Source organism: uncultured Parolsenella sp. (assembly GCF_934660935.1).
Classification (GTDB): Bacteria; Actinomycetota; Coriobacteriia; order Coriobacteriales; family Atopobiaceae; genus Parolsenella.
This window is the reverse complement of record NZ_CAKUIH010000010.1, coordinates 16,160-31,047: the sequence shown is the minus strand read 5'-3', so window position 1 is coordinate 31,047 and position 14,888 is coordinate 16,160. Positions and strand designations below refer to the sequence as shown.

At 61.7% G+C, this 14,888-nt stretch carries 12 protein-coding genes; 4 read left to right on the top strand and 8 right to left on the bottom strand.

Annotated elements, in window-relative coordinates:
• Window positions 1-103: 103 nt before the first annotated feature.
• From Q0H23_RS06175 to Q0H23_RS06140, 8 genes are all read right to left on the bottom strand, one after another.
• On the bottom strand, window positions 104-763 hold the full coding sequence (locus tag Q0H23_RS06175) for an NAD-binding protein (RefSeq protein ID WP_293836696.1): 660 nt from the start codon (window positions 761-763) through the stop codon (window positions 104-106).
• Between the two features lie 8 nt (window positions 764-771).
• Window positions 772-1,425: a TrkA family potassium uptake protein gene (locus Q0H23_RS06170; RefSeq protein WP_293814021.1), complete on the bottom strand. Its 654-nt coding sequence runs from the start codon at window positions 1,423-1,425 to the stop codon at window positions 772-774.
• Between the two features lie 2 nt (window positions 1,426-1,427).
• The gene (locus tag Q0H23_RS06165; protein ID WP_293814041.1) at window positions 1,428-4,286 is read right to left on the bottom strand and encodes a cation-transporting P-type ATPase; all 2,859 of its coding nucleotides are present in this window, start codon (window positions 4,284-4,286) and stop codon (window positions 1,428-1,430) included.
• Window positions 4,287-4,594: 308 nt separating this feature from the next.
• Complete coding sequence (locus Q0H23_RS06160; protein WP_293836694.1) at window positions 4,595-5,311, bottom strand: response regulator transcription factor; 717 nt, start codon at window positions 5,309-5,311, stop codon at window positions 4,595-4,597.
• Complete coding sequence (locus tag Q0H23_RS06155; protein ID WP_293836692.1) at window positions 5,301-6,902, bottom strand: ATP-binding protein; 1,602 nt, start codon at window positions 6,900-6,902, stop codon at window positions 5,301-5,303. The genes Q0H23_RS06160 and Q0H23_RS06155 overlap by 11 nt, the downstream gene beginning before the upstream one ends.
• A gap of 71 nt (window positions 6,903-6,973) precedes the next feature.
• Window positions 6,974-7,762, bottom strand: coding sequence for an ADP-ribosylglycohydrolase family protein (locus tag Q0H23_RS06150; protein WP_293836690.1), 789 nt, complete (start codon window positions 7,760-7,762; stop codon window positions 6,974-6,976).
• Between the two features lie 479 nt (window positions 7,763-8,241).
• Window positions 8,242-9,078 (bottom strand): hypothetical protein, encoded by an 837-nt coding sequence (locus tag Q0H23_RS06145; RefSeq protein ID WP_293836688.1) that lies wholly within the window; start codon window positions 9,076-9,078, stop codon window positions 8,242-8,244.
• Between the two features lie 54 nt (window positions 9,079-9,132).
• The gene (locus Q0H23_RS06140; RefSeq protein WP_293836686.1) at window positions 9,133-9,675 is read right to left on the bottom strand and encodes a hypothetical protein; all 543 of its coding nucleotides are present in this window, start codon (window positions 9,673-9,675) and stop codon (window positions 9,133-9,135) included.
• 370 nt (window positions 9,676-10,045) lie between these two features.
• Here Q0H23_RS06140 and metG point away from each other — a divergent pair, with 370 nt between their 5' ends.
• From metG to Q0H23_RS06120, 4 genes are all read left to right on the top strand, one after another.
• Window positions 10,046-11,659 (top strand): methionine--tRNA ligase, encoded by a 1,614-nt coding sequence (gene metG, locus Q0H23_RS06135; RefSeq protein WP_293836684.1) that lies wholly within the window; start codon window positions 10,046-10,048, stop codon window positions 11,657-11,659.
• 78 nt (window positions 11,660-11,737) lie between these two features.
• Entirely contained in the window at window positions 11,738-12,625 is an 888-nt protein-coding gene (gene rsmA / locus Q0H23_RS06130; protein WP_293836682.1) for a 16S rRNA (adenine(1518)-N(6)/adenine(1519)-N(6))-dimethyltransferase RsmA, read from the top strand.
• On the top strand, window positions 12,622-13,674 hold the full coding sequence (locus Q0H23_RS06125) for a TatD family hydrolase (protein WP_293836680.1): 1,053 nt from the start codon (window positions 12,622-12,624) through the stop codon (window positions 13,672-13,674). Before rsmA ends, Q0H23_RS06125 begins: the two co-directional genes overlap by 4 nt.
• Before the next feature lie 108 nt (window positions 13,675-13,782).
• Entirely contained in the window at window positions 13,783-14,859 is a 1,077-nt protein-coding gene (locus tag Q0H23_RS06120; protein ID WP_293836678.1) for a D-alanine--D-alanine ligase family protein, read from the top strand.
• The last annotated feature ends 29 nt before the right edge of the window (window positions 14,860-14,888 follow it).

Below are 14,888 nucleotides of genomic sequence, written 5' to 3'. Positions count from 1 at the left end.
AGCGGCGCCCATCTCCCTCACAAAAAACCGCCGAGGCCAGCCCGTGGCTGGTCCCGGCGGTCATGCGCCACGCAATGGTGTGGGGCCTATCGAAGATCTTGCCCTACTGCAACGAGTGACTCAGGAAGTCCCTGCCCTGCTCGCTCGCGAAGGCGACCACACGGTCACCGGCGCTAAACGCTGTGTCGCCGTTGGGGATGAGGATGTTGCCCTCGTGCTCAAGCGCGACAAAGACCAGACCGTCGGGAATCTGGAGCTCGGCAATCGACTTGCCCACCATCGTGGAGCGCGGGCGGACCTCGCCCTGCACGATCTCGTGGCCGTCCTTGCCGAGTCGCATGATCGTGAAGACGTCCTCCATGTCGAGGCCCTCTTCGACGGACTTCGTGATGATCTCCGCCTGGTCAACGGCGATATCGACGCCCATGGACTCGTCGAACATCCAGGCGTTTGCCGGGTTGTTCACGCGAGCGACGACGCGATTCACGCCGTACTCCATCTTGGCGAGCATCGCGACCACGAGGTTGACCTCGTCATCGCCCGTCACGGCAATGATGACGTCGGCCTGGAGCACGCCGGCCTTTTCGAGGACATCCGGGCTCGAGCCCATGCCCCTCACGACGCAGCCCTCGGGCAGCTTCTCCTCGAGGCGCTGCGCAACGGCCTTCCTTGACTCGACGATGCGAACGTTGTAGCCGCGGTTGCCTAGCAGGGTGGCGAGGTAGGAACCAACCTTGTCACCGCCGACAATGATGATGTTCATACAGCCTCCTAATCCGTCATGCCGAGCATGGCGCGGAACTTGCTTGCCGAGGTCGCCTGGACGGCGGCGTAGATGATGTCACCGTGGTCGAGAACCGTGCCCTGGGTGGGAACGAAGGTCTCGTTGTCGTGAGAGACGGCGACGATGTTGATCTCGCCAACGGCGGTGAGCTCGCGAACGGGGCTACCTTCGAGCATCGGCGGGACGTCGGCGCGAACGAGGCGCACGTCGCCGGAACCGATACCGGCAACGTCATCGAGCTCGTTGAAGGTCAGGAGCTCGCAGACGCGCCTTACGCCCCAGTCAGTGGTCGAGATGCTCTGGATGCCGAGCCTGCGGTACGTCTCGGCATTGCCGATCTCGTACAGGCGCGCGATGACGCGGGGGACTCGATAGGTCTGTCGGGAGATGCGGGCGACGACGATGTTCGTCTCGTCTGAGGCGGTGCAGGCGATGACGGCGCTCGCACGGTCGATGCCGGCGGCGGCGAGGACCTCACGGTCGAATCCGATGCCCTCGACGGTCTGGCCGCCAAACGTGGGGCCGAGCGCCTTGAGGCGCTCGGGGTCCTGGTCGATGGCGCAGACCTCGTAGCCCTGCCTGTCGAGCTTGCGAGCGAGGCTCGTGCCCATGCGGCCCATTCCTACGACGATAACTTTCATCTTTACCTCTTTTCCGGTGCCTGCTTGATGGCGACGCCGTTGCGATCGATGTGGTTCCTCTTGCGAACGATGGCCTTTCGGGCCTCCTCAAGGAGGAGGACGATGGGCGGCAGCAGCACCAGGAACACGAAGTCATTCAGGACGAGCGGGCTGGTGTGGAAGACGCTCTGGAAGGGCGGGAACAGCGTGATGAAGATGATGAGCGCGATCTCGAAGAGGATACCCTTGTTGATCTGTTTGTTGGAGAACAGACCCACCGAGAAGACGGATGCGGTCTCCGTGCGGCAGTTCCAGACCTCGCCGATCTGCGTGAAGACGATGGCCGCAAGTGCCATGGTCGTCGCGCGGACGTAGACCGGATCGAGGTCGTTGCCCACGCCGAACATCTCGATGCCGGAGTGCCAGCCGTTCATGACCTGGCAGAACATGAACGCAGCGAAGGAGAACAGGGCGCCGAGCATTCCGTACCACAGGAAGGCCTTACGCATGACCTTGCCGGAGAGCAGCGGCTCGTTGGGGTTGCGAGGCGGGTTGGCCATGACGTCAGCCTCGGGAGGCTCGGTGCCAAGACCAAGGGCGGGCAACATGTCGGTGCCAAGGTCGATGGTGAGGATCTGCATCGTCGTGAGCGGCAGCGGCACGGCGCCACCGGAGAGCAGGTAGATCGCAGAGGGGACAGCCTCGGGCACGTTGGAGTTCAGGATGTAGAGCATGAACTTCCTGATGTTCGCGTAGACCGCGCGGCCCTCTTCGATGGCATGGACGATCGAGGCGAAGTTGTCGTCGGTCAGGATCATGTCCGCGGCCTCCTTGGCCACGTCCGTGCCGGTGATGCCCATGGCGACGCCGATGTCAGCCCTCTTGAGGGCGGGGGAGTCGTTCACGCCATCGCCGGTGACGGCGACGATCTCGCCCATCTGCTGCAGGTTCTCGACGACGCGCAGCTTCTGCTCGGGCGCCATGCGGGCGAAGACGACCTCGCCCTTCAGGGCCTCCTTGAGCTCGTCGTCAGAGGTCTTCTCGAGCTCGACGCCAGAGAAGACGCGAGGGTTCGGGCCCTGGACGATGCCAATCTTGCGGGCGATGGAGAGGGCGGTCAGGCCATAGTCGCCCGTGATCATGACGACGCGGATGCCAGCACGACGGCACTCGGCCACGGCGTCGGCGACCTCGGGCCTGGGCGGGTCCTGCATGACGAGGAGACCGACGAAGGTGAGGCCACACTCGATGTTCTCGGGCGTGTAGTCGCTCATCGAGCGGGGGATGGAAGTGTCGTCCGGGCTCAGGGGGCGGTAGGCGAGGGCAAGCACGCGCAGGCCGTTGGCGGCATAGCCGTCGTTAGCGTCCATGATGCTCTTACGCATCTCGTCACTCATCGGCATGACCTTGCCGTCAGTGCGGTAGTTGTCGGAGAGGCGGACGACCTCGTTGGGGGCACCCTTGACGAACGCAACGCGCGAGGCGCCATCGAGCGGACGCTTGAGCTGGTGGATGGTGGTCATGCGCTTGCGGCGGCTCTCGAAGGGGAGCTCCCTCACGCGGGGCATCTCGCGCTCGAGGCCCTCGAGGGAAAGGCCGGCCTTCTGCGCGCTGACGAGCAGGCAGGCCTCGGTCGGGTCGCCGAGGACGGTGTAGCGGCCACCCTCCTCGTCCGGCTCGACGAGACGGGCGTTGGAGCAAAGGGCACCACCAGAGACGAGCAGGCGAAGCTCCTCGTTGTCCGCAGCCTCCCACTTGTCCTTGCCGCAGAGAATCTCGCCCTTGGGGGCGTAGCCAACGCCGGAGACCACGTACTCGCGGTCGCAGGTCCACAGGTGGTTGACGGTCATCTCGTTCTGGGTGAGGGTGCCGGTCTTATCGGTGCAGATGACGCTCGTGGAGCCAAGTGCCTCGACGGAGCTCAGCTTCTTCACGAGGGCGTTGCGCTTGCTCATGCGCTGGACGGCCATGGCGAGGGACAGCGTGACCGTGGGGAGCAGTCCCTCCGGGATGAACGCCACGACCATACCAAGTGCGAAGATGAACGACGAGGCTAGGCCGTTGCGGACAAACAGCACGTCGAGGAGGAAGAAGACGATGCCCATGCAGAGCGCGAACAGGGTGACCTGCTTGGTCAGGCGGTCGAGCTGACGCTGGAGCGGGCTCTCGGAGTCCTCCATGTTCTGCGTAAGGCTGGCGATTTTGCCAAACTCGGTCGCCATACCAATCTTGGTGACGACGACGCGTCCGTTGCCCTCGGAGACCGAGGTACCGGCGAAGACGAGGTTGGGGGTCTCGGCGGCGGTGAGGTCGGCCTCGAGGACGGCGTCCGCGGTCTTCCTCACGGGGTTTGACTCGCCCGTGAGTGTCGACTGGTCGACCTGGAGGTCAGACGCGCGCACGACGCGGCCGTCTGCGGAGATCTTGTCGCCCTCGGCAAGGACCATGACGTCACCGGGGACGAGGTCCTCCGCGAGAACCTGGGCCTGCTGGCCGTCGCGGATGACGTTGACGTAGGACGGCAGCATCTTTTTCAGGGCCTCGGTAGCCTTGTCCGCCTGGTGCTCCTGCCAGAAGCTGAAGCAACCGTTGATGAGGTTGACCAGCCAGACGGAGACACCAAGCTCGGGCATGCCGGCCACGAAGGCGATGATGCCGGCCACCCAGAGGAGGATGGCCATAAGGTGTGTGAAGTTTGAGAGAAACGCAAGGATGGGCGACTTCTTCTTACCCGCCTGGATAAGGTTCTTGCCGTACTTAGCCTGCAGTTCGCTCACTTGGTCACTCGCGAGGCCGGCTTGGCTCGTGCCTAGCGACTTGAATACCGCGTCGCTCGTGAGTGCCGCGATCTGCGGTACCTCTTCCTCGTGCGTATCGGACATGGTGTTCAAGGACCCTCCTTTCCTTGTTCGCGCACGCGTTTTCTGGCGCGTGCGACCGACGGTTGTTTCACCGTTGCAAGGGGAGGATATCCTCGTGAAGACTCTGACTTTCAGTCTATTTTGGGCGTGCGCAATTCCACACCTCGCAGGCATAAAGTGCGTGTGAAGGTGACCTAAAGATAGGCTAAAGACCGAGGTAAAGCGCTTAATACGTCCTTATATGCCTTGTTGATATATGTGTAGGCGCGAAGCTTGCAGGTCGAGGTCGAGCCTACACACGATACGGCTCGAACCGCCAACCAAAAACCCTATTCGTCCGCGACGCGCATCATGCGGTAGCCCACGCCAACATGCGTCTGGATGTAGCGCGGATGAACCGGGTCGGGCTCGATCTTCTTGCGAAGGGTTCCCATGAAGACGCGAAGCGAGGCGAGGTCCGCCTGGTGATTGTTGCTCCAGACCTCTTGCAGGATAAAGCTGTGCGTGAGGACTTTGTCGACGTTGTGCGACAGAAGGCAAAGGAGCTTGTACTCGATGGGCGTCAAGTGCAATTCCCTGTCGTCAAGGTATGCGATGCCTGCCGTGTAATCGATTCGCAGGTTACCGTTCTGGAATGTCGAAGGCTCCTGTCCTTGCGTGGGCGACTGATAGTTGAGGCGCCGTAGCGTGGTGCGGATTCGCGCCAGCAGCTCGCCCACGGAGAAGGGCTTGGTGAGGTAGTCGTCCGCGCCTGCGTCGAGCGCGCCGATCTTGTCGGCATCTTCGCTCCTAGCAGAGACGACGATGATGGGCATCTGAGACCAGCTGCGAATGGCGCGGACGACCTCGATGCCGTCGATGTCGGGAAGCCCGAGATCGAGGAGGACCACGTCCGGCGTGCTTGAGGCAGACGCCGCGATGGCGCCTCTTCCGGTGGTCTCGCTGAGGTGACGAAAACCCTGCGTGTCGAGAGTCGTCAGGATGAGGTTCCTGACGGTGGCGTCATCCTCGACAACGAGAATCGTGGGATTCGATTCAGTCGGCATCTTCCGGGACTCCTTCCTCGAGCTCGTAGAGGGGCAGTGCGAATTCGAACGCGCATCCGTGGGGGACAGTGTCCCTAACGACGATGCTACCCCCATGCGCTTCCACAATCGACTTGCAAAGGGAGAGACCAAGCCCGACGCTTCGCTTGGAATCCGCGAGCGTTCGGCCGATCGTATAGAAGGATTCGAAGACATGCGCCTTATCGCTATCTTTGATGCCGGGGCCATCATCTTCGACCCTGACAATGGCCTCGGTACCTCGCGAGCACGTTGAGACGCGGATGGTCGAACCCGCCTGCGTGTGGGTTACGGCGTTGTTCACCAGATTGACCACGACCTGGACAATCAACTTGGCATCCACTTTGACGAGGAGGAGGTCCTCACACGGCTCGATTTCCAGACCGTGCTGGCAGATGTCTGGATTGGCGTGGCGCAGCGCCTCCTCGATGATGTCGTCAAGGAGCTCTACGGTGGTATTTAGCTGGACATTCCCATTTTCTAGGCGAGTGATGGCGAGAAGGTTCTCAACGGTGGCGTTCAGCCAGTTCGCATCGGATCGAATGTCTCGGAGCAGCTCTCCGCGCTTGTCCGTGCTCAGTGCATCTCCGTCCGAGAGCAGAACGTCGGCGTTTCCCGAGATTGCCGTGAGCGGAGTGCGCAGGTCGTGCGAGATCGAGCGGAGGAGGTTGGCACGAAGCTGCTCGTTCTTGGCTAGAACGGCAGCCTCCTCGCGCTGTTCTAGCGCCTGGATGCGATTGAGCGCGAGAGACGCCTCGCCCACAACTGCCTCCGCCTCGTTTTGCTCGGCGGGGAGTGGCGTCTTATTGCCAAGGCAGGCACCCATTACGCCGATAACCTTGTCGTCCGAGATGACCGGCAGATAATAGCCGCTTGCGGAGGGGAAGCAGCCGGTCCCGGCGCCGACCGCGCCTCTGTTCTCCATAGCCCTACGAGCCATGGGGGTCTCGACGATTGGCTCTGTCTGCGTTGCCGAGACAGCGGAGAAGTGTCTTTGGGGAGCAAAGCCCGAGATGCCCTCGGCATACCAGATGACTTCGGCTTCGAGCAGCTTGGACAGCTGGGCGCCAATCGCATCAATGATTTGCTCGCGCGTAGAGCACCTGCGTAGCGCTTCGTCCGCTTCGAGGATGATCTGCGTCCTGCGGTATGCGAGCTGTGAGGCGTGGACTTCGCGCCTGAGCGTCACGGCAACGGCGCTGGCGATGAAAGCGACCACGAACATGACTGCGAACGTCGCGGGATAGGTCCTGCCCCAGGCGGTGAGCGAGAAGCGCGGGTGGGTGAAGAAGAAGTTATAGAACAGGACCGCGAGGGCGGAGGCCACGAGGCAGTGGAGACGTCCCACGGTGAGGAGCGAGACGCAGAGAACGGCCAAGACATACGTGATGACTATGCATGCTTCCATGTCGAGGTCGTAGAAGATGGCGCCAAGAACCGTGGCAAGCAGCATCGTCAGGAAGACAATAAGCGTGTCGGTCACGAAGCGCTTGGGCGTGGGCTTATCGGACCACGCGAAAACCCTCTGCTCGAACCACGAGACTATGCTCCAATTTGAGCACGGGCTTGCCATGCCGTCCCCATTCGCATTTCGCCCTAACACGAGCTCGACCTTTCTGCTTTCCTTCGAAATAAGTCGCTATTTTAGAATAGGCAGGCGTCAATCAGGTCCTTGGCTCTGAGCGTCTCAAGCCATGTATCCGGTATTCCCTCAATACCATAGACGATGCCGGCAAGCGCCCCGGCCACCGCGCCGGTCGTGTCGGTGTCGTCTCCCAGGTTGACTGCCATGAGCACGCACTCCGCAAAGCTCTCGGTGTTGGCGAGGCACCACAGGGCTGCCTCATGGGTGTCTCTGACGAAACCGCCGGAGCGGATGTCGCCGCGGTCCTTGTTGACATTGACGCCGTGGGCAGCGGCGACATCGCGTGGGGTGGCGCCCGCTATGAGCTCGCGCGCCGCATGGACCATGTCTATGCAGGCTTCGGTTGAGACCCTGTGCGCGTGGGTAATTGCGGAGACGGCGCGAATCTCGTCGTCAGAGGCGCTTGTGAAGGCAAGTGGGACCGTTCTCATGAGCGATCCGTTGCCGTTGTCACGCTCGCCCGAGAGGCCTGTGCCACGCTTGAGCGCAAGAATCGTGGTGTTGCCGATATCGAACAGCCTGTCACAGGTGTAGGCGTCGTCGCGGTACCAGGAAACGAAGCGTCTCCGAATGTCGTCCGTGTCAATACGTCCGAGCTCACGGTAGCTGTCGCATATCGCGAGCGCCATCGAGGTGTCATCGCTCCAAGTGCCCGCCGGTTGGCGGTGGGTGCCGTAGCCAACCATGTCCGAACATTCATAGCTGTCGCGAGGACGGAATTCGAAAGGCACCCCAAGGGCGTCACCGATGGCCTGGCCATATACGCAGTCTCTAAGCGTCGCAGTCATGGTTTCCCGCCTTTCTTCGGGGGCGTATGGAGACGGATGTCCCAAACTCCTCTAACCGGACTTGCCTTGATGGTAGACCAAATCGCGCGATTAATATCATAAGGGGGGGGGAGGGCTCCCAAGCGCTGCTTGTTCAAACGAGAGGACGCTCAGATAGCCTCCCCCTATTCATTTGAAATCATTGACGGGGTATTTCGTCGGAAGGCAATCGTATCTTGGTCGGACGATTGTCGTGGATGTCTATTTGGGAGGCGTTCTTGCCGGTCGAACTTAGCTTTCGTGGCGACGGAGCCAGTTGGGCAAAAATGGAGGGCCCATCGCCGCAGGTTAAAAGGGACTGCAGCTCGGGCCCTCCGTTTGCTACTTCATGGTTACTTCATGCGGAGAGCTGTTCGCGCGAGGTGTTGGCCGTTACCTTTTGATTTTCCGTGGCCAATGGCTATGCCGCCCGCGATTCGCTCCTCGTGCCATACCTTGCGCTAATCGATAGTCGTCACGTACTCGCCGAGGGAGTCATACGTGTCGCTGTTATAGGCGAACAGGTGAAGCTCAACGTTCTTGAGGTCATCCAGTGAGGTGATGCCCTCGAAGTACATGAAATCGGTGCTGCTCTCGCCAGGAGCCAGGTGCGCGTTATACCAGGGCTGGGTCAGCACGCCGTCGACGGTGGTGTAACCGGTCGACGTATAGAACGTGACGTTTACGCTCGAGTTGTTCGTGACCGTGATGACATAGCCCGTCTCGCCGGTGCTTTCCGTTGCCTTCTCGATGATCGATGCGGTGACGACGTCATCGTTGGCGACGACGATGGGAGGGTCGACGGGAATCGTGACGGGCTCATAGGTTCCGCCCGCCGGGTCTTCCGTCCCAAAGCCGCCGGTTGAAGTGCTGTTGCGGTCGGTCTCGATCGCGGCGGCGAGGTCAGTGGAATTGCCCCTGGTAAAGGTGAGGTTGTCGTCTCCTTCGACGATGTAAAGGGTATCGTTCTCGAGCTTGAACTCGAGAGTATCGCCCTCGAAGGTCATTTTCTTGTCCTTGAGGTCCCATGTCCCGTCAATGACCTCGCCAAAAAGGTCCATCTCGGCTTTGCCATCCTTGTCGAGGTGGATCACCATGACCATGCCCCAGTCCTTCATCATCTGGAGCATCTCGGCGTCGTACTCCTCACCATAGAGCGTGCCGCCGGAGACCTCCCAATAGCCGATGTAATCGGCTTCCGTAGGGCCGCTCTTCCCGCATCCGGCGAGGGCGAGTACCATCGCAAGAACGAACGACACGCCAATGAGCATTCTCCGCCAGAGTTTGTTCGTCTTCATGTCGCTTCCTTTCTCTCGCTGCATCGGCTTATCGGTGAGCTGTCGAGCAGGTGGCTAGCGTACGATTTCGATGTCGTCGAGCTTGACCTCGCGCGCCTCGCGAATGGCGTTCGGGACGTCCTCTGCGAACTCGAGGGTGCTGAGCACGGTTTCAACGCCCTCGGCGTGGTCTTCGACGTTATCGATGCTGATGTATACGCTGCCCCCATCAACCTTGGTGAAGTACTCGTAGGTCGTGCCGCCGGTGTGCGTGAAGTAGGCGGCCGTGTACGTCTTGTCGCCAAACGTGACCGGACCCTCGACGGTCCAGTCGAACAGGTCATGCCACTTTCCCTCGTACTCGACGTGCTCTTCGACTGTCATTCCCTCTTCGAAACTGAAGTAGATGCGGTCGGCATTTTCATTGTTGAACTTGAACTGGACTTTGTTCGCGGTGTCGCCAGCAACTGGGTTAAGCACGGCATCCTCGGGAACCTGCAGCTTGAGCCAGCCGTAGTCTGTCCTCATATCCTTGTTGCCGCCACCGCAGCCAACGAGGGCAAGGGCGGCAAAGAGGCTAAGGGCCAGGGCGAGAATCGCGAGAGCTCTTTTCTTCATGGTGTCCTCCTTTGCTCTGGTGGCAACGGGAGGGCGCTCGGTGCGCCTGGCTCCGCAGCTGCCGTTTCGGCTCCGACTTGTGCCGTCGCCGCCGTCCATCCCGGAAGCATCGCTCCGATCCACGGGCTGGAATGCGAGTCCGGGGTAAAACCTCTCTTCAAGTATCTCGTACCCGCTCGCACCCGGGATGAGCTCTGGAAACGTGGGACTTTGGTCCCAACAATGCCTCGATTCGCGATACCTATGGACCACGAAATGGCCCTTGCGCTCTCGGGCCGCGCGCCGGCGCTCTCGCGATACAATGTCACGCGGCTCATTCGCCTGCGGCCGGCCCATTTGCCGGCGCACGTCCTAAGAAGAGGTTCCACATATGGCAGACAAGCCCTCGTACTTCGTCACCACCCCCATCTACTACGTCAACGCCGACCCGCACCTCGGCACCGCGTACTCCACCATCCTGGCTGACGTCCAGGCTCGTTACCGCCGCGCTGCCGGCTATAACGTCAAGTTCCTAACCGGCATGGACGAGCACGGCGAGAAGGTGGCCGAGGCCGCCGAGAAGCACGGCATGACCCCGCAGGAGTGGACCGACTCCCAGGCCCCGCACTTCAAGGATCTCTGGCAGAAGCTCGAGATTTCCAACGACGATTTCATCCGCACCACCGAGCCGCGTCAGTACAAGGCCGTGCAGTACCTCTGGGAGCGCATGAAGGAGTCTGGCTATCTCTACAAGGGCAGCTATGACGGTTGGTACTGCGTGCCCGATGAGACCTATTACACCGAGACCCAGGTCGAGAAGGGCGACGAGGAGAACGGCACACCCGGCGCCCACCTCTGCCCGGATTGCCATCGCCCGCTTGAGCGCGTGAAGGAGGAGAGCTACTTCTTCAAGCTCTCCGCGTTCCAGGATCGCCTCCTCAAGCTCTATGACGAGCACCCTGACTTCGTCCAGCCGGACTTCCGCATGAACGAGGTGCGCAGCTTCGTCGAGGGCGGTCTGAATGACCTCTCCGTCTCCCGCACGAGCTTCGACTGGGGCATCCCCGTTCCGTTCGATGACGGTCACGTCACCTACGTTTGGTTCGATGCCCTCCTCAACTACATGACGTCTGTCGGCTACGGCGTCGATACCCCCGAGGCGAAGGCCGAGTTTGCCTACCGTTGGCCCGCGAACACGCACATCGTTGGCAAGGACATCATTCGCTTCCACTGCGTGATCTGGCCTGCCATGCTCATGGCCATTGACGAGGCCCTTCCCGAGCACGTCTTTGCCCACGGCTTCCTCACGGTCCGCAACTCGGAGACCGGCAAGGCCGAGAAGATGTCCAAGAGCCGCGGCAACGCCATCGCCCCGCACGAGGTCATCGACCTTCTCGGCGTCGAGGGCTATCGCTACTACTTCATGACCGACGTCGTGCCTGGCACGGATGGAGCTATCAGCTTCGAGCGTATGGAGCAGGTCTACAACGCTGACCTCGCGAATAGCTGGGGTAACCTCATTAGCCGCTCTGCCAACATGAGCGTGAAGTACTTCGACGGCTGCGCTCCTGCCAAGCCTGCGAGCGCCGACGCCTTCGCCAACCCGCTCGCCGAGGTTGCAGAAGGCATCTTCGAGCGCTACTCCGCGCGCATGGACGTCTTCGACTACGCCGGCGCTAAGGACGAGGTCATGGCGCTCGTCCACGCGGCAAACCACTACATCGAGGACTCCGAGCCCTGGAGCCTCGCCAAGGATTCCGCCAAGGCTGACGAGCTCGCCTTCGTGATCTACAACCTGCTCGAGGCCATCCGCATCTCCGCGCACCTGCTTGCGCCCTTCATGCCCGAGACCAGCGCCGAGGCCCTTCGCCGTATCGGTGCCGAGTCTGAGGCCGGAACCGATGACCTCGCCGGCGCTTGCGCCTGGGGCGGCCTGGCCGGTGGTGCTCCCGTCGAGAAGGGCGAGGCCCTCTTCCCGCGCCTCAAGCTCGACGAGGACAAGTAATCTAGCTCTTTGACGCTGTGCCCGCGGCCGCCCGGTTTGCCCTGGCGGCCGCGGGTGCTCTTTTGATTGGACGGTCAAATGACCACATCCCCGCTTGCAAGCCCGGCCGCTACGAGGGGCCTGCTGGAGGAGTTTGGCCTGGCGACCAAGCATCGCCTGGGGCAGAACTTCCTTATCGACAATCACGTGATCGAGCGCATCATGTCTCTCGCCGAGCTGGATGGCAGCGAGCGCGTGCTCGAGGTCGGTCCTGGCATTGGCACCCTCACGCTCGCGCTCTTGAGCGAGGCTTCGCGCGTTGTCTCCGTGGAGGCTGATCCCGAGCTCGAGCCCGTTCTCGAGGCCCATGCGGAGGAACACGATGGCTTCGCCTTCATCATGGGCGACGCGCTCAAGGTGGCACCGGCGGAGATTGCCGAGGCTGCCGGTGGCGAGCCCACGGTATTCGTCGCGAACCTTCCCTATAACGTCGCCGCTACGATCATCCTCCAGTTCTTCCAGACGATGCCCGCCCTCCAGCGCGCCGCCGTCATGGTGCAGAAGGAGGTCGCTGATCGCATCGCGGCGGCCCCGGGCAACCGCACCTATGGCGGCTATACGGCCAAACTCGGGCTTTATGGCCGCGTGACTGGTCGCTTCGAGGTTCCGCCGCGTTGCTTCATGCCGGCGCCGCACGTGGATTCCGCCGTCGTGCGTATCGATCGCGGGGGTATCGAGCTTCCTGACGGAATTGATGCCGAGGCGGTCTCTCGCGTGATCGACGCCGCCTTTGGACAGCGTAGGAAGACCATCCGCAACTCCATGGGTTCGAACGGGTTCGACAAGGCCGTGCTCGACGAGTCGTTCCCGGTCGCCGGCGTGGAGCCGAGCGCGCGTGCGGAGACCCTCTCGACGGCAGATTTCGTTCGCCTGACTGCCGCGCTTGCCCAATCTGTGCCCTCCGCGGGGGAGAGCGAAGCTCGATGAGCCACGCCGTCCTGCTCAACGCTGATGCCCTCACGCTCGAAGATGGCATGCTCTTTCATACGAAGAAGGGTAAGGCACGCGAGTTTCCGATGCCACTCGCCCCTCTTGCTGACACTCATGGGCACCTGACGGTGCTCAAGAGCCACGACCCGGCCCTTGCGCTTGCGCGTGCGGCGCTTGCGGGCGTGCGCCTGCTTGTGGTTCCGCTCGATCCTTTCGATGACTGTGGCTGCATCGAGGATGATCCTGCCCCTCGTCGTAGTCCTGAGGATCTACTGTCGTTTCTCGACGAGGCATACGGTCTCGCCATGCCGCTTATGGCGGAGTTTGCGGATGCCGGGCTGGTGCCGCCCGCGTTTCCTGGCTATGAGCCGCTGCCGCTCGCTGCGCCAGAGTTGCCTCTTGACCTGCGATTCGTTGCTGGCTCTCATCCGTATAACGCGCCATATTTCGATGACGCGGTCGAGGCTCGCATGCGTGAGCTGCTTGCGGGGGAGCGTTGCGTTGGCGTTGGCGAGATTGGCCTCGACTTCGGCCCCTATAACGAGGTCGATGTCGAGACTCAGCTTGTTGCCTTCAGACGTCAGCTTGCCATTGCCCATGAGCTAGATTTACCCGTCGAGCTGCACCTCAGGAGCGCGTCGGATGACCCTGACGCCTCCGCACATGCGTTGGCGGCGCAGGTTCTCCGCGAGATGGGCGTGCCCGCCGCTGGCTGCGACATCCACTGCTTCACGTCGGGCCCGGAAGTCGCCAATCTATTCATAGGGCTTGGTTGCTCGATTGCCTTTGGTGGCGCTGTTACCTTTGGCAAGAGCGACGACATTCGTGCGGCCGCCGCGAAGGTCCCGCTCGACCAGCTTCTCTCGGAGACGGATTGTCCCTATATGGCTCCCGTCCCGCTCCGTGGGGAGGAATGCGAGCCCGCGATGGTTGCTTATCAAGCTGCCTGCGTCGCCGACGTTCGTGCGGAGTCCGGCGTTTCTTCGCGCGAGGAAACGTATCGCGCCCTGTGGAATAACGCTTGCGCGCTCTTCCGACTGAGCTAACCTATCTTCGATGATTTACCGTCCGTCGCGCCCCACGTAAGCGGGCCGCGGCGCTGTTTGATATGAAGTCGCTTGAGTGGCAATTGCCACGTGTCAGATGGGAGTCACATGGAAGGCACCCTTCATGTCGCCGTTCTCTTTGGCGGCACTTCGTCCGAGCACGATATTTCGCTTCGTTCGGCCAATAACGTCCTGCACGAGCTGTCGGGCCTTGAATATGACCTTACGCTCGTCGGCATCACGCGTGATGGCGAATGGCTTAACTACACGGGCGTCCTCGATGATGTTGACGAGGGCGACGCATGGACCGCGCACGACGTGTGCCCCGTGGTTGTTGTTCCCGGCGGCGGGCTCTGTCGCCATGAGGCAAACGGAACCCTGACCCGTCTCGATGTGGACGTTGCGCTCCCGGTGCTTCATGGTCAGGGCGGGGAGGATGGCGTTACGCAGGCGCTTCTTGAGAGCGCTGGCGTGCCGTATGTCGGCTGTGGGGTCCTCTCGAGCGCCGTCTGCATGGATAAGGACGTCTCGCATCGCCTGGCCGCGAGCGCGGGCGTTCGCGTTCCCAAGTGCGAGGTCCTCTATCGCGGCGCAAGCGCTGCGGATGTGGAGGCTGCCGTTAGCGCATGCGGTGGCTATCCCGTGTTCGTAAAGCCCACGCGAGGAGGCTCTTCCTACGGAGTCTCTAAGGTCGCCGATGAGAACGAGATGGCTCGCGCTCTCGAACTCGCTTTTTCGCTGGATCCCAAGGTCTCCGTTGAGGAGGCCATCGTCGGCACCGAGGTTGGGTGCGCCGTGATCGGCGACGCGACGTCGGGCCTCGAGATGGGCGTCGTGGACGAGACCGTCGTCTCGGATGGCGGGTTCTTCCATATTCACCAGGACCAAACTGCAGGTGCCTCGGCTTCCTCTCAGAACTCGTCGCTTCGCTGCCCGGCACAGATCTCGGATGAGGATATGGCGCTCGTTCGCAAGACGGGCTTCGCCGTGTACGAGGCCCTGTGCTGCTCCGGATTTGCGCGCGTCGATCTCTTCGTGACGCCCGAGCACGAGGTCGTCTTCAACGAGGTCAACTCCATTCCGGGACTTACGCGCTATTCGCGATTCCCTGAGATGATGAAGGCGTCTGGCCGCGAGCTTTCAGGCGTCCTCGACCAGTTGATTCGCTTGGCGGCGAAGAACTAGCCCATGCTCCTGACATTGGCGTCGAGCCT